This window comes from Blastococcus sp. URHD0036, assembly GCF_000701365.1.
Lineage (GTDB): Bacteria > Actinomycetota > Actinomycetes > Mycobacteriales > Geodermatophilaceae > Trujillonella.
Window position 1 is genome coordinate 147035 of the sequence record NZ_JNIK01000011.1, and the last position, 19424, is coordinate 166458.

A 19424-nucleotide genomic window follows, 5' to 3' on the forward strand; every position below is an offset into this window, starting at 1 on the left:
CGCCGGGTAGTCACCCGTCATGAGCAACGAGGACAAGATCGGCAACAAGTTCGACGAGCTGGCCGGCAAGGGCAAGGAGACCGTCGGCCGGGCCACCGACAACCCCGACCTCGAGGCCGAGGGCAAGGGCGACCAGGCCAAGAGCAACCTCAAGCAGGCCGGCGAGAAGATCAAGGACGTCTTCAAGTAGACCGCCTGCGAGCGTGCGACGGCACGTTCGACCGTCGACGGGCCGGTCCGGCGCACCAGCGCCGGACCGGCCCGTCGGCTGTTCGGCCCAGGAGGCGGCGACCGGACATTGCCACCGGCTGGCCGCCGGAGGAGCCTCACCGCAACAAGAGGGGGACGCCGTGCGGCGCGACGAGGTGCTCGGGCTGTCCGAGCTGGCCGGGATGGGGTTGGGCGGGTGGACGCGGCGGATCGCCGAGTTCCACTCCGGCATCGCCGACCGGGCCTTCGGTGCCGTCGGCGATGCGGGCGCGCCGGTCCGGCTCGTCCACGACGCCGTCGCCGGGCTCGCCTACGGCGGGGTCGGGGCGGCGCTCGGCGTCGGCGCCCGTGCCGCCGGGCAGGTGGCGACCCTCGCCGCCGACGACTCCCCGCTCGACGGGTCGCCGGCCGGTCGCCGGGCGCTCGGCGTGCTCAACGGGCTGTACGGCGACTCCGTGGCCCGGCACGCGCCCGGTCTCGCCATCCCGATGGCCGTCCGCGTCGAGGGCAGGTCGGTGCCGACGACGCCGGGCGACCTCGCCGCGGCGTTCCCCGACGCCGGCGACCGGTTGGTCGTCCTGCTGCACGGCCTGACCGAGACCGAGGCCTCCTGGGACCGCGGGTCACAGCGCGAGGACGGCGTCCCGGGCACGAACTACGGCACGCTGCTGCAGCGCGACCTGGGCCTGACGCCGGTCTTCCTCCGCTACAACACCGGCCTGCACCTGTCCGACAACGGCCGGCTGCTCGACACGCTGCTGGGCGACCTGGTGGCGGCCTGGCCGGTCCCGGTCCGCGACGTCGTCCTCGTCGGGCACTCGATGGGCGGCCTGGTCGCCCGGGCCGCGCTGCACCGCGCCGGGAGCGGCACGCCGGACGGCCGCCCGTGGACGACGCTGGTCCGCGACACGATCACCCTCGGCAGCCCCCACCTCGGCGCCCCGCTGGAGCGCGGGGCGCACGCGCTGACCGGACTGCTCGCGCGGCTGCCCGAGACCCGGCCCCTGTCGCGGGTGCTCGCACTGCGCAGCGTCGGCATCAAGGACCTGCGCCGCGGCACCCTGGTCGAGGACGACTGGAGCGGCCGCGACCTCGACGCCGGAGAGGCAGCGGCACACACGCACGTGCCGCTGTCGGACGGCGCGCGCCACTTCGTCGTCCTCGCCACGCTGACCCGCGACCCGGAGGCGCGCACGGCCGACCTGCTGGGCGATCTGCTGGTGCCGCCGCGCAGCGCGAGCGGCGACACCGGCGACGACGACCGGCTGACCTTCCCGCCCGACCACGTGACACGCCTGGGCGGGCTGAACCACTTCGACCTGCAGAGCGACCCGCGCGTCTACCTCGCCATCCGGCGCTGGCTGACCGCGCGGGACGCCGACGTCTGAGACCGGCCACTCACCCGTCGGGGTGACGAGAGGGGTGGCTCGGTTGGAGATCTTGCTCCGTCGCGCCGATGGACGGGTCATGGAGAGGCGACAGGTGGGCACCGCGCAGCGGCACCCCCAGGTCCTGCTGTACCTCACCCTCGGTCTCACGGCCCTCTACGCGACCGGTCTCTGGGGTCGGCCGTTGTCCCCGTTCTGGGACCGGACCTACGACGTCGTCCTCTACAACCTGCCGTACCTGGCCGCCGCTCTGACCTGCTACGCCGCGGGACGACGGGTGCGTGCCGAGCGGAACGCCTGGTTCGGCCTGGCCGTGGTGCTCGTCCTCGGCGGCACGGGCAACGCGCTGCGGGTGCTCTCCGCGGGGCTCGAGGGGAACGGGCCGGCCTCCGCGCTGGCCAACGCCGTCTCCCTCACCTCGTACGCCGTCATGTACGTGCCGATCTTCGTGATGATCCGGACCCGCGTCCCGCGGTTCCACCGCAGCATGTGGCTCGACGCCATCGTCGGCGCCCTCGGGACCCTGTCGGCCGGTGTCGCGTTCGTGCTCGGCCCCTACCTGGCCCCCGGCGCCGGCGAGCCCGCGGTCGGCGCGATCGACCTCGTCGCGCCGACGACCACCATCCTGCTCATCGCCGTCCTGGTCGCCGTCGGGTCGATCCTCGGCGTGCGGCTCGACCGCACCCTGATCCTGCTCGGGGTCGGCCTGTTCTTCATCTGCGGCTCCGACATCGTGCTCTTCGCGCTCAAGATGCACGGCACCTACGTGGACGGCGGCCCGCTGGAGCTCGGCTGGCTGGTCTGCGTCGTGCTGACCGCCACCGCGGCGGCAGGTGCCCGCCCCCGCCCCGCGCCGATGGACCGTGCCGGCTCCCGCCTCGGGTGGCGCCTGCTCGCCGTCCCCCTGGCCTGCATCGTGGCCAGCCTCGTCGTCCTCGGCGCCGGCTGGACCCGGGATCTGCCCGCCGTCGCGGCGTGGCTCGCCATCGGGTGCGTGCTGGCCGGCATCACCCGCATCGGCGTGACGTTCGGCGAGGTGCGCAGCTTCAACCAGGTCAAGCGCGAGTCCCGCACCGACGAGCTCACCGGCCTGCCCAACCGCCGGTCGCTGCTCGAGGACGCCGAGCGCGTCGTCGCGACCGCGACCCCCAGCCACCCGGCGGCGTTCCTGCTGCTGGACATGGACGGCTTCAAGGAGGTCAACGACAGCCTCGGGCACACCGCCGGCGACGACCTGCTCCGCCAGATCGGGCCGCGGCTGCGCGGTTCGCTGCGCTCCCGTGACGTGCTGGCCCGGCTCGGTGGCGACGAGTTCGCCGTCCTGCTGCCCGGGACCGGCGTCCAGGAGGCCCAGGTCCTGGCCGAGCGCCTGCGCGACCTGCTGGTCGAGCCGTTCACGGTGTCCGGCGTCCGGCTGCACGTCGGCGTCAGCATCGGCGTCGGCACGACGCCGGCCCCGGCGACGACCGTGCAGGAGCTGCTGCACTGCGCCGACGTCGCCATGTACACGGCCAAGAACGACCGCGGAGGCGTGCACGTCTACGTCCCGGACCCGGTCACCGGCACCGCCGGCAGCGACCGGCTGCGCACGATGGAGGAGCTGCGGACCGCCCTCGAGGGCGACGAGCTGGTCATCCACCTGCAGCCGCAGCTGAGCCTGCACGACGGGAGCGTCTTCGGTGCCGAGGCCCTCGTCCGGTGGAACCACCCCACGCGGGGTCTGCTCTCCCCCGCGCACCTGCTGCCCGCCGCCGAGCAGGCCGGTCTGCTCCGTCCCCTGACCGACAAGGTCCTCGAGCTCGCGCTCGACGCGACCGCCCTCTGGTGGGCCGACCGCCGGGTGCCGGTCGCGGTCAACCTGTCGGCCGCCAACGTCAACGACCTGGACCTGCCCGAGAAGGTCGCCGCGGCACTGGAGCGGCACGGGCTGCCGATGGAGGCGCTCACGCTCGAGCTGGTCGAGGACACCCTCATGACCGACGCCGACCGCGGCCGCACGGTGCTGGGCGACCTGCGCCGCGTCGGCGTCCGGACGTCGATCGACGACTACGGGACCGGGTACAGCTCGCTGGCCTACCTGCGGCACCTGCCCGCCGACGAGCTCAAGCTCGACCGGTCGCTCATCGCCGACGTCGACCGCGACCCTCGCGCGGCGGCCATCGTCCAGCACACGGTCGCCCTCGCTCACGACCTCGGGCTGACCCTGGTGGCCGAGGGCGTGGAGACACTCGCCACCAGTGCGACGCTCGCCCGCCTCGGCTGCGACGTGGCGCAGGGCTTCGCGATCGCCCGCCCGATGCCGGTCGGCGACTTCCTGACCTGGCTCGCAGCGCACGACACGGGTGTGCTGAGCACCACACTGATCCCCGATGTCACGCAGGGAGTGCGCGCGTTCTGACCCGGAAGTGAGGGCGCGCTCAACCTATTGAGCGTAATGAGACCGGCTCGTGACCGTGAGTCATGCAGGATGGCCTCATGATCACGTCGACCTTCTCCGCACTGGTCTCTCCTCAGTCGCGCAACGGTGGCGACGGGGCGTCGCAACCGGAGGCCGGCGAGTGGCGCGAGCTCGCGCCGGAGATCCTGCGGCAGCGGTTGGTGATCGAGGGGATCCCCGCCCGGCCGGTCGACGACGAGCAGATCAGGACCTACCTCTCGGCACTGTCCCGCGAGGTCGACATGGTGCAGCTGATCGAGCCGGTGACGCACCGGTCGGACCTGTACGGCTGGGCCGGGTGGATCCACTGGGAGACCTCCGGCGCGCACTTCTACGCGTGGGAGCAGCCGCGGCTGTTCTTCTCCGTGGACATCTACACGTGCAAGGCCTTCTCCGCCGACGCCGCCGTGGCCTTCACCCGGGACTTCTTCTCCGCGGACACCATCGTGGCGAAGGCGTTCTGAGATGGCGCTGCGGCTGCTGATCGCCCACACGCCGGCCGAGCGCGACGCCGCCCGGCGGGTCGAGGCGCAGGTGTTCCTCCAGGCCTTCGGCAACACGACCGAGGTGATGGAGCAGGAGTACGGCCCCTACGAGGCGCGGTCCCGCTTCGTCACCGTGATCGACGACGCCGACGGCTCCGCCCTGGGCGCGGCCCGGCTGATCCTCCCCGACGACGCGGGCAGCGTGAAGACGCTGGTCGACATGGCGGCCGGTCCCTGGCGCCTCTCCCCCGCCGACGCCCTCGGCGCCCGGGGCCTGGCCGGCGGACTCGTCTGGGACGTCGCCACCATGGCCGTCGACCCGCGGTTCCGTGCCGGCAGCGCGGGCGCCGAGGTCAGCCTCGCCCTGTTCCACGGCACCTGGCGCTACGCGCGCAACTGTGGCGTCGACGGTCTGGTGACCCTGCTGGACGACCCGGTCCTCGAGCTGTGCCAGGCCATGGGCGTGCCGTGGTTCCCGATGGCCGGTGCCACCTCGCACCCCTACCTCGGCTCACCCGGCAGCACGCCGTGCGACCTGGTCGTGGCGACGGCCGCCGAGCTCGTGACGGCCGCGCAGCCCGATCTCGCCCCGGCGCTGGTCGACGGCCGGTTCCGGTCGATCACCATGGACCCGGCCGACCTCACGGCCGACCGCGGTGTCCCGCTCGCCGAGCCCGATCCCATGCCGGTGCGGACCGACGTCCCCCGCCGCGACACCACCGGCTGGCGCCCGCCGACCGCTCGGCCCGAGGCGGTCCCGGCACCCTGACCTCCGCCCGGCCGCCTACCTCACCACGGGTGATCCGACGCGCCTCGGGAGTGAACGGGCAACTCAGAGCGTGTCCGAGGCGTTACCTTTCGGGTAGGAACATCGAGCCCCGGCAACGGCGCCGGCGGCCACGAGAGGACGGTCAGAGCACGATGGAGACGAGTGTTGTCGACGTCCCCGACAAGGGGCGCTTCGAGGTCCGGCTGGGCGAACGTGTCGTCGGCCTCGCCAGCTACCACGTCGAGAACGGCGTCATGACGTTGCCGCACACCGAGGTCGACCCGAGCGTGGGCGGCCGCGGCATCGGGTCGGCGCTGGTGGCCGGCGTCCTCGACGCGGCGCGTGAGCGTGGCGTGCACGTGCTGCCGTACTGCTCGTTCATCCGGCACTACATCCAGCAGCACCCGGAGTACGTCGACCTCGTGCGCGAGGACGACCGTCCGCACTTCGGTCTGGCGACCGCCCAGGCCTGACGTCAGCCCGGGGAGCATCGCAGCGAGGAACGAGCGAGGAGCGGACCCGGGCGCGTAGTCAGGCCATGGGCACGATCTGAGCGACCGGCCCGAACGGCCGATGCACTGCGCACAACCGGAATCGCACCTACCGTGGCGCGGGTGCCCACCAGCATCCTGTGGTTCCGCCGTGACCTGCGGCTCGGCGACCACCCAGCGCTGCTGACGGCGGTCGAGACGGCCGGTGCCGACGGCGAGGTCCTCCCGCTCTTCGTCGTCGACCCGCGGCTCTGGGGGCCGTCGGGCGCACCGCGGCGGGAGTACCTCCGCCGCTGCCTGAGCGAGCTGCGCGACGCGACCGGCGGGGCGCTGGTGATCCGCTCCGGCGACCCGGCCGACGTCGTCCCCGCCGTCGCCCGCGAGCTCACAGCCGCCTCCGTGCACGTCTCGGCCGACACCGGCCCCTACGGCCGCCGCCGCGACGTCGCGGTCGAGCGCGCCCTGGGCGAGGTCGCGTTCGTGCGGACGGGCTCCCCGTACGCCGTCGGCCCGGGGCTGGTGACCAAGCGGGACGGCACGCCGTTCCAGGTCTTCACCCCCTTCGCCCGCGCCTGGCGCGAGCACGGCTGGCCCGCTCCCGCCCCGCACCGGGACGACGTCCGGTGGTGCGCCGGCGTCCGCTCGGAGGACCTGCCGCCGGCGCCGGACCTCGGCGGCACGGAGCTCCCGCCGGCCGGCGAGGCGGCCGCCCACGAGGCGTGGGACCGGTTCCGCGAGCTGCGGCTGTCGGGCTACGCGGAGGGCCGGAACCTGCCCGCCGGCGACGGCACGAGCCGGCTCTCGCCGCACCTGAAGTACGGGACCATCCACCCGCGCACGCTGCTGGCCGACCTCGGCCACGAGGGCGACGGCGAGGCGGTGCGGCGCTTCACCGACGAACTGGCCTGGCGGGAGTTCTACGCCGACGTCCTGTGGCACCGGCCGGAGTCCGCGCGGGAGTACCTGCGCCCGGAGCTGCAGGCTCTCGGCTACGACTCGGGGGCGCACGCCGAGGAGCTGGTGCGGGCCTGGGAGACCGGGCGGACCGGCTTCCCGATCGTCGACGCCGGGATGCGCCAGCTGCTGGGCGAGGCCTACGTGCACAACCGGGTGCGCATGATCGTGGCCTCGTTCCTGGTCAAGGACCTGCACCAGGAGTGGACACGGGGAGCGCGGTACTTCATGCAGCACCTGGTCGACGGCGACCTCGCCAGCAACAACCACGGGTGGCAGTGGGTCGCCGGCACCGGCACCGACTCCTCGCCGTACTACCGGGTCTTCAACCCGATCACCCAGGGCAAGAAGTTCGATCCGGACGGGGAGTACGTGAAGCGCTGGGTCCCGGAACTCCGCGACGTCGACGCGAAGTACGTGCACGAGCCGTGGACGGCGCCCGGCGGCGTGCCGGCCGGCTACCCCGAGCCGGTCGTGGACCACGCCCACGAGCGGAAGGTCGCCCTCGACCGCTTCGAGCGGGTGCGCCGTGCCTGAGGGCCACACCCTCTTCCGGCTGGCCCGCGAGCAGCAGGAGGCGTTCGCCGGCCGGCCGGTGCACGTGACCAGCCCGCAGGGCCGTTTCGCCGCGGGCGCCGACCTCCTCGACGGCCGGGTGCTCGAGGAGGTCACCAGCTACGGCAAGCACCTGTTCGCCTGCTTCGGCGCCGACACCCTGCACGTGCACCTGGGCCTCTACGGCACCTACACCAGCGGCACCGGCAGGCCGCCGCCGCCGCGGGGTGCGCTGCGGATGCGCTGGGAGGGGCCGGGCCCCGACGGCGAGGGTGTCTGGACCGACCTGCGCGGGGCGACGGCCTGCGAGGTGCTCACCACGCCCGAGGTCGACAAGATCCTCGACCGGCTGGGCCCGGACCCGCTGCGTGCCCGCAGCCGCGACGGCGCGCTCGCCCACAAGCGGGTCGCCGGGAGCCGCACCGCCGTCGGCGCGCTGCTCATGGACCAGTCGGTGCTCGCCGGCGTCGGGAACGTCTACCGCGCCGAGATCCTCTTCCGGCACGGGATCTCGCCGTTCCGGCCCGGCCGCGACGTCGGCGCCGAGGAGTGGACGGCGCTGTGGGCCGACCTGATCGCGCTCATGCGGTCCGGCGTCCGCCTCGGCCGGATCGTGACGACCCGGCCCGAGCACCGCGGCCGCAAGCGCGGGCCGGCCACGCGGGAGGACGCGCACTACGTCTACCGGCGCACCGGGCTGCCCTGCCGGATCTGCGGCACCGAGGTGCGCACCCAGGAGATGGTCGGCCGCAACCTCTACTGGTGCCCCGTCTGCCAGGCCACCTGACCCGGAGGAGATCTGTGGGCGTGACGCCGACGGATCTCCTCCGGGTGTCCCACCCGCGTGCCAGCATCCGGGCGTGCGGAACGAGCGGCGGATCCCCACCCGGACGCCGGAGTCACGGGCCTTCGCCGAGCGCGTGCAGGTGGTCATGACCCTGACCGCGCGGCTCAACGCCCTGCCGTTCGACGACCTCGACGGGCGACGGGCGCTGCTGACCGAGATCTTCGGCCGCTCGCTCCCCGACTCGCTGACGGTCCTGCCGCCGTTCTACTGCGACCACGGCCTGGCGACGGAGTTCGGCGAGCGGGTGTTCGTCAACCAGGGGTGCAGCTTTTCCGACCTCGGCGGCATCACCATCGGCGACCGCGTGCTGATCGGACCGCGAGTGACGCTGAGCACGTCGGGGCACCCGGTCGAGCCCGCCGAACGGTTCGACTTCCTGACCTGCGCACCGATCGTCATCGAGGACGACGTCTGGATCGGTGCCGCGGCCACCATCACCCCGGGCGTGACGATCGGCCGGGGCTCGGTGGTCGGCGCGGGCGCCGTCGTCGCGAAGGACGTGCCGCCGATGAGCGTGGTCACGGCGACCAGCGCGGTCGAGCGGCGGCGGCTGGGGCCGCCGCCCGACACGGAGCGCTGAGGGTCAGAGGGCGCCCTTGGTGCCGGTCGGGAGGGGCGTCAGGAGCTGGACCTCCGGGGCGCCGGTCACCTTGCCGGCCAGCTTCGGCCCGACCGCGGTCAGCGCCGGCGCGGTCATGTGCGTGTTCAGCGCCTCCTGGCTCTCCCACTTCTCGATCATGACGAGCACACCGTCGGCCTCGTGCAGGGCGTAGAGCTCGCAGCCGGGCTCGGCGTGCACCTGGGGCAGGATCTCCAGGAACGCCTCCTTGACGGCGTCCAGGTGCTCGGGCAGCGGGCGGATGTGGGCGACGACGACGACGGACATGCAGGTCCTCCAACGGCAGCGGTGGCGACAGGCCCGACAGGGGCGGTGGTTGGCGCATCCCGTCCCCGCGGGTCAGGATGCCGATCATGTCGGACGCCGAGGAGACTGCCACCACATCCGCCCCCCGCCGCCTCCGGGTGGCGGTCGTCGGCGCGGGACCGGCCGGCATCTACGCCGCCGAGGCGCTCACCCGCCAGGACGCCGTCCCGGTGGCGGTCGACCTGATCGACCGGCTGCCCACGCCGTTCGGCCTCGTCCGGCACGGGATCGCCCCCGACCACCTGCGCATGCGGGCGCTGCGCGACACCCTGCACGGGGTCCTCGACCACGAGCACGTCCGCTTCGTCGGCAACGTCGAGATCGGCACCGACCTGTCGCTGGAGGAGCTGCGCCGGCACGTCGACGCGGTCATCTACACCTACGGCGCCTCGCGCGACCGTGCGCTGTCCATCGACGGCGAGGACCTGCCCGGCAGCATCGCCGCCACCGACCTCGTGGGCTGGTACTGCGGGCACCCCGATGCCGACCGGGAGCGGATCGAGGCGGCACTGGAGGGCGTGCGGCACGCGATCGTGATCGGCGTCGGCAACGTCGCCCTCGACGTGGCGCGGGTGCTGGTGCGCACCCCCGAGGAGCTCGACCCGACCGACATGCCGCAGCACGTGCTCGACGCGCTGGCCGCCGCCCCGGTGGAGTCGGTGACCGTGCTCGGCCGCCGGGGGCCGGCGCAGGCCAGCTTCACCACCAAGGAGCTCGACGAGCTCGGCGACCTCGCCGGCGCGACGGTGCTCGTCGACCCCGCCGACGTGCCCGGCGAGGACGAGCCGCCCCCGGCCGACCGGCTGAAGGCGCGCAACGTCAAGGTGCTGCGCGGCTACGCCCCCAACACCGCCGAGCCCGGGCGCGCCACGATCACGCTGCAGTTCTTCGCCCGTCCGGTGCGGATCCTGGGCGAGGACCGGGTCACCGGCGTCGAGGTGGAGCGGACGGCGGTCGACGCCGACGGCCGCGCCGTGGGGACCGGCGAGCTCACCACGCTGCCCGCCGACCTCGTCGTCCGCTCCGTCGGCTACCGCGGGCTGCCGCTGCCCGGCCTGCCGCTGGACACCGCCTCCAACACGGTGCCCAACGAGGCAGGGCGGGTGCTCCGCGACGGCGCTCCGTCGAGCGGCGAGTACGTGGCCGGCTGGATCAAGCGCGGGCCCACCGGGGTGGTCGGCACCAACAAGCACGACGCACGGGAGACCGTGGCCACGCTGCTCGGCGACGTCGAGGCCGGCGTGATCGGCCCGCACGGCGACGAGGACGACCTGGTGCGCACGCTGCGCGCCCGCGGCGCCGACCCGGTGCTGCTGCCCAACTGGAAGGCCATCGACGCCGCCGAGACCGCGCTCGGTGCCACCCGCGGCCGGCAGCGGACCACCATCCACGACCGCGACGACCTGCTCGCGGCCGCGCGGGCCGCGGAGATCGAGGCCGAGGCGGAGGCTCCCGCCGGCGGCTGAGGTCAGCGGCGCGCGACGGCGGCGATCAGCTCCGCCGCCGTCGCTCCCGTGCCGGCGGCGGCGAACCGGATGAGCTCCTCGGTGTCGGGGCTCAGGCGCAACGGCTCGCCGTCGGCGGTCAGCGCCACCCCGCCGGCCGCGGCGAGCACCGCCAGCCCGCCGGCGACGTCGTGCACGTGGGTGCCGGAGCGGTCGAGGTCGTGCCACCCCGCGGCGGAGCCGTCGGCGACCAGGCAGATCTCCACGGCGGTGCAGCCGGTCACCCGGATCCGCCGGGCGGTGGTCGGGACGCCGACCGAGCGGCCACCGGGCGCGCTGGGGACGACCACGGTGGTGCCCTCCCGCGGCTGGATCGGGACGTCGTCCCGGCAGGCCCCGGCGCCCTCCCCGCCCGACCACCGCCGCCCCGACGACAGGTCGACGACGACGCCCGCGATCGGCCGCCCGGCGTGCACCAGCCCGGCGGAGAACGCCCACGGCGGCAGCCCGGCGCGGAAGTTGCCGGTGCCGTCGAGCGGGTCGAGCACGATCCACGGCGCGACGGGGTCGACGGCGACGTCCGGCCGCTCCTCGCTGAGCACGGGCACGCCGAGTGCGCCGAGCACCCCGACGGCAGCGGTGTGGGCGGCCTCGTCGGCGGCCAGCGACGGGCTGCCGTCGACCTTCACCCGGTCCTCCCCCGTGCCCCGGGCCAGCGACACCGCCGTCTCCACACGGGTGGCGGCCAGCGCCGCCGCGGCGAGGAACCGCTCGACGAGCGGAGCGTCCGGGCCCGGCAGGGCGACGGGACGGACGCCGCGACCACCGGGCCGGTCACGCACCCGGTCGCAGCCCCAGCCCACCGCGGTCGCCAGGATCGCGGGGTGGTCCGGGCCCATGCCGGCGGACGCGAGCACCACCGCCTCGGGCATCCCCTCACCGGTCCACTGCCGGCGCAGCAGGACCGCCTCCCCCGCGCCGCCGGCCAGGACCCGGTAGGCCGGATCGCTCACCGCCGGCGCCAGGGCCGCCGGCGCCAGATCGAGGTCCGCGGCCGCCCGGTGCAGGACCTCGCCGCCGGTCGCCGCGACGACGACGCCCTCCGCTCCCGCTCCCCCGCTCCCCACCCGGCCGACCCTGCCCGGTCAGCCGCTGTTGCGCAGCGCGGTGGCGATGCCGTTGATGGTCAGCTGGATGTTGCGGCGCACGAGCTCGTCGTCCGGGCTCTCGCCGTCCGGGTTGCCGCGCCGCCGGCGCAGCATCTCGACCTGGAGGTGGTGCAGCGGCTCCAGGTAGGGGAAGCGGTTGCGGATCGACCGGGCCAGCGACGGGTTGTCGGCGAGCAGCTCGTCGTCGCCGGTGACGGCGAGCAGCATCCGGCAGGTACGGGCGTGCTCGGCGGTGATCTGGTCGAACACCCGCGCCCGGAGCTCCTCGTCGGCCACCAGCCCGGCGTAGCGCGCGGCCAGCCCCAGATCGGTCTTGGCCAGGACCATGCCCATGTTGGACAGGACGGTCCGGAGGAACGGCCACCGCTCGTGCAGCTCACGGAGCTGCCCGAGGCGCTCGTCGGAGTCGCCCACCCACGACTCCAGCGCCGAGCCCGTGCCGTACCAGCCGGGCAGCATGATCCGGGCCTGCGACCAGCTGAACACCCACGGGATCGCGCGCAGGTCGGTGATCCGGTCGCCGGCCTTGCGCGACGGCGGGCGGCTGCCGATGTTCAGCTCGCCCAGCTCGCGGATCGGGGTCGCGGCGCGGAACCACTCCACGAACCCCGGCGTCTCGTGCACCAGCGCGCTGTAGGCCCGCCGGGCCCGCTCGGCGAGGTCGTCGAGCAGCGCGTAGGCCTCCTCGGCGGCGCCGCCGAGCCCCTCGACGTCGAGCAGGCTGGCCTCGAGCGTCGCGGCCACCAGCGCCTCGAGGTTGCGCCGGGCCAGGTCGGGGTCGGCGTACTTGGCGGCGATCACCTCGCCCTGCTCGGTGATCCGCAGCGAGCCCGACACCGCGCCGGGCGGCTGGGCCCGGATCGCCTCGTAGCTGGGCCCGCCACCGCGGCCGACGGTGCCACCGCGGCCGTGGAAGAGCCTCAGCCGCACCCCCTCGGTCCGGGCGACCTCGACCAGGGCGAGCTCGGCCCGGTAGAGCGCCCAGTTCGCCGCGAGGTAGCCGCCGTCCTTGTTGCTGTCGGAGTAGCCGAGCATCACCTCCTGGCGGTCCCCGCGGCCGGCGACCATGGCCCGGTAGAGCGGCTGGGCGAGCATCGCCGCGGTCGTCGCGCCGGCGTTCTGCAGGTCGTCGATCGTCTCGAAGAGCGGGGAGATCCCGACGGGACACGTCGGCTGCCCGTTCCCGTCGAGCTCGAGCAGCCCGACCTCCTTGAGCAGGACGGCGACCTCCAGCACGTCGCTCACCGACTCGCACATGCTGATGACGTAGTTCGGGATCGCCTGCGGCCCGAGCAGCGCGACCTGGTCGGCGGCCGCGCGGAGCAGGTCCAGCTCCCCGCGGGCCAGCTCCGACAGCTCGGCGTCCGGCCGCACCAGCGGGCGGCGCAGCCGCAGCTCCCCGGCCAGCAATCCGACCCGCGCCTCCTCGTCCAGGCCGGCGTAGTCCTCGCAGACCCCGGCCCAGGCCAGCAGCTCGGCGAGGACCTCCTCGTGTACCGAGGAGTTCTGCCGCATGTCCAGCCCGCACAGGTGGAAGCCGAAGACCTCGACCGCCTCGCGCAGCCGGGTCAGCCGGTCGTCGGCCAGCGCACCCGCGCCGTGGCTGCGCAGCGACGCGTCGACGACGGCGAGGTCGGCGAGCAACTCCACCGGGTCGGCGTAGGGCTCGCCCGGGACCGGGGGCGCCTCGCCCGGCACCCGGCCGAGCACCCGCTCGGCGGTGGCCGCCAGCCGGGCGTGCAGGCCGATCAGCGCGCGCCGGTAGGGCTCGTCGGCGCGGAACGGGGACTCGTCGCCGGAGCGGACGGCGAGCTCCCGGAGCTCGTCGGTGGGCGTCACCAGCCGGTCGGACATGGAGAGCTCGGTGCGCAGCTCGACCAGCTCGGCGAGGTGGTGGCCGAGTGCCGTCTCCGCCTGCCGGGTGGTGGCCCGGCGGACGGCGTCGGCGGTGACGAAGGGGTTGCCGTCGCGGTCGCCGCCGATCCAGGAGCCCGGCTGGAGCATCGGCCGGTCGAGCAGGCCGGCGTCGGGCCAGCGGTCCTGCAGGGCGCGCCGCAACTGCGTGTTGATCGCCGGGATGACCTCGAACAGCGACAGCTCGTAGTACCGCAGCGCCTCGTCGATCTCGTCCTGCAGCCGCAGCCGCGACAGCCGCAGCAACGCCGTCTGCCAGAGCGTCAGCACCGACCGCCAGAGCTTGCCCGACCACTCCGGGTCCCCGGCCAGGTCGTCGGCGGAGCGGTCCCGGCGCCGGATCAGCTCGGTGACCTGGCGCTGGACCTGCGTGATCGTCTTCCGCCGCACCTCGGTGGGGTGCGCGGTGACCACCGGGACGACCAGCGCGCCGGCGAGGGCCTCGGCGACCGTGCCGGCGTCGAGGTCGGCGTCGTCGAGGATCCGGAAGCTGGCGGCCAGGCTGCCCGGCTGCGGCGGGGACCCGCTGCGCCGGTGGAAGAGCCGCCGGCGCTCGTGGTGGATGTCCTCGGCGAGGTTGGCCAGCAGCGAGAAGTGGCTGAACGCCCGGATGACGTGGTTGGCGTCGCGGACGTCGAGCTCTCCGAGCGAGCCGGCCAGCTCGGCGCGGTCGACGTCGGACCGGCGGACCCCGAAGGCCGCGACCCGCGTGCGCTCGACCAGGTCGAGGACCTCGTCGCCGGTCTGCTCGGCGATCACCTCGCCCAGCACCCGCCCGAGCAGCCGGATGTCCTCCCGCAGGGGGGCGTCGGTGCCGGCGTCGGACTCCCGGCCGTGCTGACGCAGGTCTGCGGGGTCCACAGTGGCTTCGGACATGGCCGGAGTATGCCGCCGCCCGTGTGACGGCCGGGTGACGTGGGGAGGACGTGCAGATGCAACGGCTGACCGCGACGCCCGCCGCCCCTCCCGCCGCCGACCACGGGGAGGGTCCGCGCTGGGACGCCGCCCGTGGCGAGCTGCTCTGGGTGGACATCTCCGGCGGGCTGCTGCGGCGCGGCACCGTGGACGCATCGGGTGTCCTCTCCGAGATCGCCGTCCACCGGGGCGGGGACACCGTCGGCGCCGTCGCCCCCGCGGCCGCCGGAGGCTGGCTGCTCGCCGCGGGCGGCGGCTTCACCCGTCTGGCCGACGACGGCACCGCCCGCGTGCTCATCGACCTCGCCGGCGAGGGCGGCTCCCCCGAGTCCGGCGGGACGCGGATGAACGACGCGGCCTGCGATCCCGCCGGACGTCTGCTGGCCGGGACGGTGGCGTTCGACGAACACCCCGGGGGCGGCGCCCTCTACTGCCTGGACCTCGACGGCACCGTGCGCACGCTGCTCGACGGGCTGACCATCTCCAACGGCCTGGGCTGGTCGCCCGACGGCGGAACGTTCTACCTCTCCGACTCCGGGCCGGGGCTGGTTCGCGCCTACGACTACGACGTCGGCGCCGGGACGATCGCCCGCGGCCGGGTGCTGCTGGAGTTCCCCGCCGACGCCGTGGCCGACGGGCTCACCGTCGACGACGAGGGCTGTCTCTGGGCGGCGCTCTGGGGTGGTGGGCAGGTGCGCCGGTGGTCGCCGGAGGGCGAACTGCTCGCGGTCGTGGAGGTGCCGGTCGCGCAGACCTCGGCGTGCTGCTTCGCCGGCACCGACCGCGACCTCCTGGTCGTGACGACCTCGACGGAGGGGATGTCGTCCGCCGATCTGGCGGAGCAGCCCGACGCCGGGCGGCTCTTCACCGCGCGGCCCGGGGTCACCGGCCCGCCCGCGTCGCCCTACCGCGGCCCGCTCGACGCCCTCCGCCAGCTCCCCTGAGTCAGTCCTGGAAGAGCCGCAGGGCGGCGATGGCCAGCTCGTCGCCGGCCTCGGCGCCCAGACCGAACTGCTCGGTCGCGCCCTCCTGGTCACCGCGCCCGACCAGCAGCACCCCGAGGTTGTGGTGGCAGCGGACGTCGCCGGCCGCGATGCCGCTGCGGTAGGCCTCCTCGGCCGCCTCGTCGTCGCCCAGCTCGTCGCAGTAGAGGTTGCCCAGCGGCAGCCAGGATCCCGCCTCGCCCCGCTTGGCCCCCACCTCGAGCACGAAGCGCGCCTCGACGGCGCGGTCGGTCTCCCGCAGCAGGTCGGCGAGGTCGGCACGGGCAGGCGGGTACTCCGCGACGGCGGCCCGCAGCGCGTCCTCCAGCCCGAGGTCCTGGGTGGCGCACCACTCGCGGCAGGCCAGCACCGCCGCGGCACGGGAGTCGCCGGCCTCGGCCGCACCCCGCCAGGCGGCCAGCGCGCCGTCGGTGTCGCCCATCTCGTCGAGGACGACGCCCAGCGTGTGCCAGGCGTCCGCCTCGCCACCGGCCAGTGCGGTCTCGTACGCGACGCTCGCCTCGTCCCAGCGCTCCTGCGCGGCCAGGGCGTTGCCCAGCGCGAAGGCAGCCACCGCATCGCCCAGGTCGGCGGCACGGCGGAAGCACTCCTCGGCCTCCGTCAGCCGCCCGTCGGCCAGCAGCTCACGGCCGAGGGCGATGAGCGCGGGCGCGTCGGCGGCCGGCAGTTGCCGGAGGCGCTCGTGCAGGTCCTCGGTCATGTCGATCATCGTGGGGTGCCGGACGCTCCCGCGGCGTCCTCCGAGATGGTGACCTGACCCGAACGTGTCTCCCCCGTCAGGAGCCGAAGGCCTCCCGCCAGGCCGGCATCAGGTCCCGCTTCGCCCACTCGAGGTACGGCGCCTGCTGGTCGCCGCCGATCTGCACCAGCGCCAGGTGGGTGAAGCCGGCGTCGGCGTACTCCTGGGCACCCTCGATGACGGCGTCGACGTCCGCGCCGCACGGGATGCTCCCCGACACGTCCTCGGGGCGGACGAACTGGCTGGCCGAGTCGAACGCCGACGGGCCGGGCAGCTCCGCGTTCACCTTCCAGCCGAGGCCGAACCAGCGGAACAGCCGGTGCGCGCGCTCGACGGCGGCGTCGCGGTCGGTGTCGTAGCTGATCGGCATCTGCGCGATCCGCGGCTTCCCCACCCCGCCGGCGTCGTCGAACCACTCGCCGAGCTCGGTGCGCGGCTCGGTGGCGATCATCGCCTCGCCCAGCTCGCCGGCGATCTCGCACGACTGCTGACCGGACACGGCGATGCCGATCGGCACCCGCTTCTCCGGCAGGTCCCACAACTTGGCCGACTCGACGTCGAAGTGGTCGCCGCGGAAGTTGACGTGGCCCTCGCCGTCGAACAGCTCGCGGATGACGTGCAGCGCCTCGACGAGCATCTCGTGGCGGACGTCGGCCGGCGGCCACCCCGCACCCACGACGTGCTCGTTGAGGTTCTCCCCCGCGCCGATGCCCAGGGTGAACCGGCCCTCGGACAGGATCTGCAGCGTCGCCGCCTGCTGGGCGACCACCACCGGGTGGTACCGGATGATCGGACACGTCACGTAGGTCATCAGCGGGATCCGGCTGGTGGCCTGCGCTGCGGCCCCGAGGGTGACCCAGGCGTTGGGCGAGTGGCCCATCTCCTCCAGCCACGGGAAGAAGTGGTCGCTGCTGACCGCGAAGTCGAAGCCCGACTCCTCGGCCCCGACCACGTGGCTGACCAGGTCCTTCGGGCCGGCCTGCTCGGTCATCATCGTGTAGCCCAGTTGCATCGCCATGCGGCCCGGCTACCCGGGGCCGGTCGCACCCAACCGACCCCGGGGCGTGCCGCTAGGCGCGCTCGGCGCGCAGCGCCTCGCGCAGCTTCGTCTTCCCACTGGTGCGCAGCAGCGCGCCCGCGTAGACCCGACCACCCAGCCGGACGACGAGGGCGATCGCGACGAGCATGAGGACGACGGCGAGGCCCACCTCCCACACCGCGGCCTCCCCCGCCGCCTGCCGCACCGGCATCACCAGCGGCGACAGGCCCGGCACGAACGAGGTGACCGTGGCCAGCGTGCTGTCGGGGTCACCGGCGGCCTGCAGCCCGACGAAGAAGCCGGCGACCAGCACCAGCGTCGTCGGCGTCAGCACGCTGCCGAGGTCCTCCTGGCGGCTCACCAGCGAGGCGGCGACGGCGAACACCGAGGCGTAGAAGGCGTAGCCCAGGACGAACCACAGCACCACGGACACCACCGTGCTGATCAGGTCGCCCGGCACCTCGACGACGTCGAAGGCCAGCGCCCCCGTCACGCCGATCACGCCGATGACCACGATCTGCGCCAGCCCCAGCACGCCGAGCCCGAGGATCTTCCCGGCGAGCAGCTGCCACGGGCGCATCGTCGCCAGCAGCAGCTCCACCACCCGGCTGGACTTCTCCTCGACCACGCCCTGCGCCACGAACTGGCCGAAGAGGATCAGCAGGCCGTAGAGGACGCCGACACCGATGAGCGCGACGACGATCCGCTCGCCGTCGTCGTCCCCCTCGTCCAGCGACGAGACCGACACCTCCGGGACCGCGGTGAGGTCGACACCGGCCTCGGCGAGCTCCTGGCTGATCGCGACGCCGGCGACCGCGCCGTTGACGACGGCCTCCAGAGTGGCGTCGCGCTCCTCGACCAGGAGCTGCGGCTCGTCCCCGGTGCCGCCGAGCAGTGCGCCGTCGACGTCCCCGTCCTCCACCGCCTGCCGGGCCGCGGCGTCGTCGTCCAGCTCGACGATCGTGACGTCGACCCCGACGGCCGCGCCTTGGGCCTGGATCGCCGGGCCCAGCTCGGACGTGTCGCCGACGACGCCGACGCGCCCCTCGTCCTCACCCGAGCCGACGACGACCTGGAAGGCCATGACCGCGATCAGGACGACGATGATCACGACCGAGCTGATGATGAAGTTCTTGTCGCGCAGGCGGGTGGAGATCTCCCGGCCGGCGACGAGCCGGACCAGGGCGGCGCTGCCCAGCGGCTTCTGCCCGCTCACGCCGCGACCTCGTCCAGGACCGGCGCCGGGTCGGCGACCGCCTCGCGGAACAGCTCGACGAGCGTGGGTTCGCGCCACGCGAAGTGGGTGACCCGCCCGGTGCGCAGCGCGGCGGCGAGCACCGCCTGGTCGTCGGTGCCGGCGGCGAGCTCCAGCAGCGTGTCCCCCGCCTGCTGGGAGACCACCCGCACGCCGGGGACGGCCGCCGCCCAGCCCTGCGGGGCCTCGGGGACGACGACCCGGAGCAGCCGGCCGGCCTCGCGGCGGCGCAGCTCCTCGACGGTGCCGCTGGCGACCATCCGGCCGCGGGCGAGGATGCCCACGGAGTCGCACAGCCGCTCGACGAGGTCCAGCTGGTGGCTGGAGAAGACGACCGGCACGCCGTCCCGGCACTGCTCCAGCAGCGCCTCGGCGAGGGAGTCCACGCCGACCGGGTCGAGTCCGGAGAACGGCTCGTCGAGGATCAGCACGTCGGGGCGGGAGACCAGCGCGGCGGCCAGCTGCACCCGCTGCTGGTTGCCCAGCGACAGCTTCTCGACCGCGTCCTTGCGCCGGGCGCCCAGGCCCAGCCGCTCGGCCCAGTGCTCGGCGGCACGGGCGGCCGCGGCGGCGTCGAGGCCGTGCAGGCGGGCGAAGTAGGTGAGCTGCTCGCCGACCTTCATCTTCGGGTAGAGCCCGCGCTCCTCCGGCATGTAGCCGATCCGCCGCCGGGCCGCGGCGACCAGCGGGGTGCCCTGCCAGCGCACCTCCCCGGCGTCCGCGCGGGCCAGGCCCAGCGCGATGCGCATGGTCGTCGTCTTGCCGGCGCCGTTGGCGCCGCAGAACCCGAACATGGACCCCGGCGCGACGGTGAAGCCGACACCCTCCAGGACCCGGTTGTCGCCGTAGCTCTTGTAGAGCCCGTCGAACTCCAGCACTGTGC

18 protein-coding genes are annotated in these 19424 nt (G+C 74.4%); 11 read left to right on the top strand and 7 right to left on the bottom strand.

Translation table 11 applies throughout. The features are described 5' to 3' along the window. Positions 1 to 19: 19 nt before the first annotated feature. The 9 genes from N555_RS27380 (at position 20) to N555_RS29065 (ending at position 8716) form a co-directional block, all read left to right on the top strand. The gene (locus tag N555_RS27380; protein ID WP_029430912.1) at positions 20 to 190 is read left to right on the top strand and encodes a CsbD family protein; all 171 of its coding nucleotides are present in this window, start codon (positions 20 to 22) and stop codon (positions 188 to 190) included. A gap of 160 nt (positions 191 to 350) precedes the next feature. After that, positions 351 to 1598, top strand: coding sequence for an esterase/lipase family protein (locus N555_RS0107705; RefSeq protein WP_029430913.1), 1248 nt, complete (start codon positions 351 to 353; stop codon positions 1596 to 1598). A gap of 79 nt (positions 1599 to 1677) precedes the next feature. Further along, positions 1678 to 3996 carry a putative bifunctional diguanylate cyclase/phosphodiesterase gene (locus N555_RS0107710; RefSeq protein WP_034509327.1) on the top strand — a complete coding sequence of 773 codons (2319 nt, stop codon included), beginning with the start codon at positions 1678 to 1680 and terminating at the stop codon, positions 3994 to 3996. 77 nt (positions 3997 to 4073) lie between these two features. Next, complete coding sequence (locus tag N555_RS0107715) at positions 4074 to 4499, top strand: S-adenosylmethionine decarboxylase (protein WP_029430915.1); 426 nt, start codon at positions 4074 to 4076, stop codon at positions 4497 to 4499. 1 nt (position 4500) lies between these two features. After that, positions 4501 to 5289 (top strand): hypothetical protein, encoded by a 789-nt coding sequence (locus N555_RS0107720; RefSeq protein ID WP_034509330.1) that lies wholly within the window; start codon positions 4501 to 4503, stop codon positions 5287 to 5289. A 152-nt stretch (positions 5290 to 5441) separates the two neighbouring features. Further along, the gene (locus N555_RS0107725; RefSeq protein ID WP_029430917.1) at positions 5442 to 5762 is read left to right on the top strand and encodes a GNAT family N-acetyltransferase; all 321 of its coding nucleotides are present in this window, start codon (positions 5442 to 5444) and stop codon (positions 5760 to 5762) included. 141 nt (positions 5763 to 5903) lie between these two features. Further along, positions 5904 to 7271 carry a cryptochrome/photolyase family protein gene (locus N555_RS0107730; protein ID WP_029430918.1) on the top strand — a complete coding sequence of 456 codons (1368 nt, stop codon included), beginning with the start codon at positions 5904 to 5906 and terminating at the stop codon, positions 7269 to 7271. After that, on the top strand, positions 7264 to 8076 hold the full coding sequence (locus N555_RS0107735; RefSeq protein WP_029430919.1) for an Fpg/Nei family DNA glycosylase: 813 nt from the start codon (positions 7264 to 7266) through the stop codon (positions 8074 to 8076). Before N555_RS0107730 ends, N555_RS0107735 begins: the two co-directional genes overlap by 8 nt. A 73-nt stretch (positions 8077 to 8149) precedes the next feature. Continuing rightward, positions 8150 to 8716 carry a sugar O-acetyltransferase gene (locus N555_RS29065; RefSeq protein WP_029430920.1) on the top strand — a complete coding sequence of 189 codons (567 nt, stop codon included), beginning with the start codon at positions 8150 to 8152 and terminating at the stop codon, positions 8714 to 8716. 3 nt (positions 8717 to 8719) lie between these two features. On the opposite strand, the gene N555_RS0107745 is transcribed toward N555_RS29065, so the two are convergent. After that, positions 8720 to 9022, bottom strand: coding sequence for a putative quinol monooxygenase (locus N555_RS0107745; RefSeq protein WP_029430921.1), 303 nt, complete (start codon positions 9020 to 9022; stop codon positions 8720 to 8722). Between the two features lie 86 nt (positions 9023 to 9108). Here N555_RS0107745 and N555_RS0107750 point away from each other — a divergent pair, with 86 nt between their 5' ends. Further along, on the top strand, positions 9109 to 10527 hold the full coding sequence (locus N555_RS0107750) for an FAD-dependent oxidoreductase (protein ID WP_051683836.1): 1419 nt from the start codon (positions 9109 to 9111) through the stop codon (positions 10525 to 10527). 2 nt (positions 10528 to 10529) lie between these two features. Here the strand turns inward: N555_RS0107750 and N555_RS0107755 are convergent, their stop codons facing one another. Continuing rightward, positions 10530 to 11633, bottom strand: coding sequence for an inositol monophosphatase family protein (locus tag N555_RS0107755; RefSeq protein ID WP_029430923.1), 1104 nt, complete (start codon positions 11631 to 11633; stop codon positions 10530 to 10532). An 18-nt stretch (positions 11634 to 11651) separates the two neighbouring features. Further along, positions 11652 to 14465 (bottom strand): phosphoenolpyruvate carboxylase, encoded by a 2814-nt coding sequence (ppc, locus tag N555_RS0107760; RefSeq protein ID WP_029430924.1) that lies wholly within the window; start codon positions 14463 to 14465, stop codon positions 11652 to 11654. A gap of 56 nt (positions 14466 to 14521) precedes the next feature. Here ppc and N555_RS0107765 point away from each other — a divergent pair, with 56 nt between their 5' ends. Next, positions 14522 to 15448 (top strand): SMP-30/gluconolactonase/LRE family protein, encoded by a 927-nt coding sequence (locus tag N555_RS0107765; RefSeq protein WP_029430925.1) that lies wholly within the window; start codon positions 14522 to 14524, stop codon positions 15446 to 15448. 1 nt (position 15449) lies between these two features. Here N555_RS0107765 and N555_RS0107770 read toward each other — a convergent pair whose 3' ends face one another. From N555_RS0107770 to N555_RS0107785, 4 genes are all read right to left on the bottom strand, one after another. Continuing rightward, on the bottom strand, positions 15450 to 16208 hold the full coding sequence (locus N555_RS0107770; protein WP_029430926.1) for a tetratricopeptide repeat protein: 759 nt from the start codon (positions 16206 to 16208) through the stop codon (positions 15450 to 15452). Positions 16209 to 16284: 76 nt separating this feature from the next. After that, a complete protein-coding gene (locus tag N555_RS0107775) occupies positions 16285 to 17265 on the bottom strand; it encodes a TIGR03557 family F420-dependent LLM class oxidoreductase (RefSeq protein ID WP_029430927.1) in 981 nt (326 codons plus the stop codon). Between the two features lie 52 nt (positions 17266 to 17317). Beyond that, positions 17318 to 18502 (bottom strand): ABC transporter permease, encoded by a 1185-nt coding sequence (locus N555_RS0107780; protein ID WP_029430928.1) that lies wholly within the window; start codon positions 18500 to 18502, stop codon positions 17318 to 17320. Beyond that, the gene (locus N555_RS0107785) at positions 18499 to 19419 is read right to left on the bottom strand and encodes an ABC transporter ATP-binding protein (protein ID WP_029430929.1); all 921 of its coding nucleotides are present in this window, start codon (positions 19417 to 19419) and stop codon (positions 18499 to 18501) included. The genes N555_RS0107780 and N555_RS0107785 overlap by 4 nt, the downstream gene beginning before the upstream one ends. Positions 19420 to 19424 lie beyond the last annotated feature (5 nt).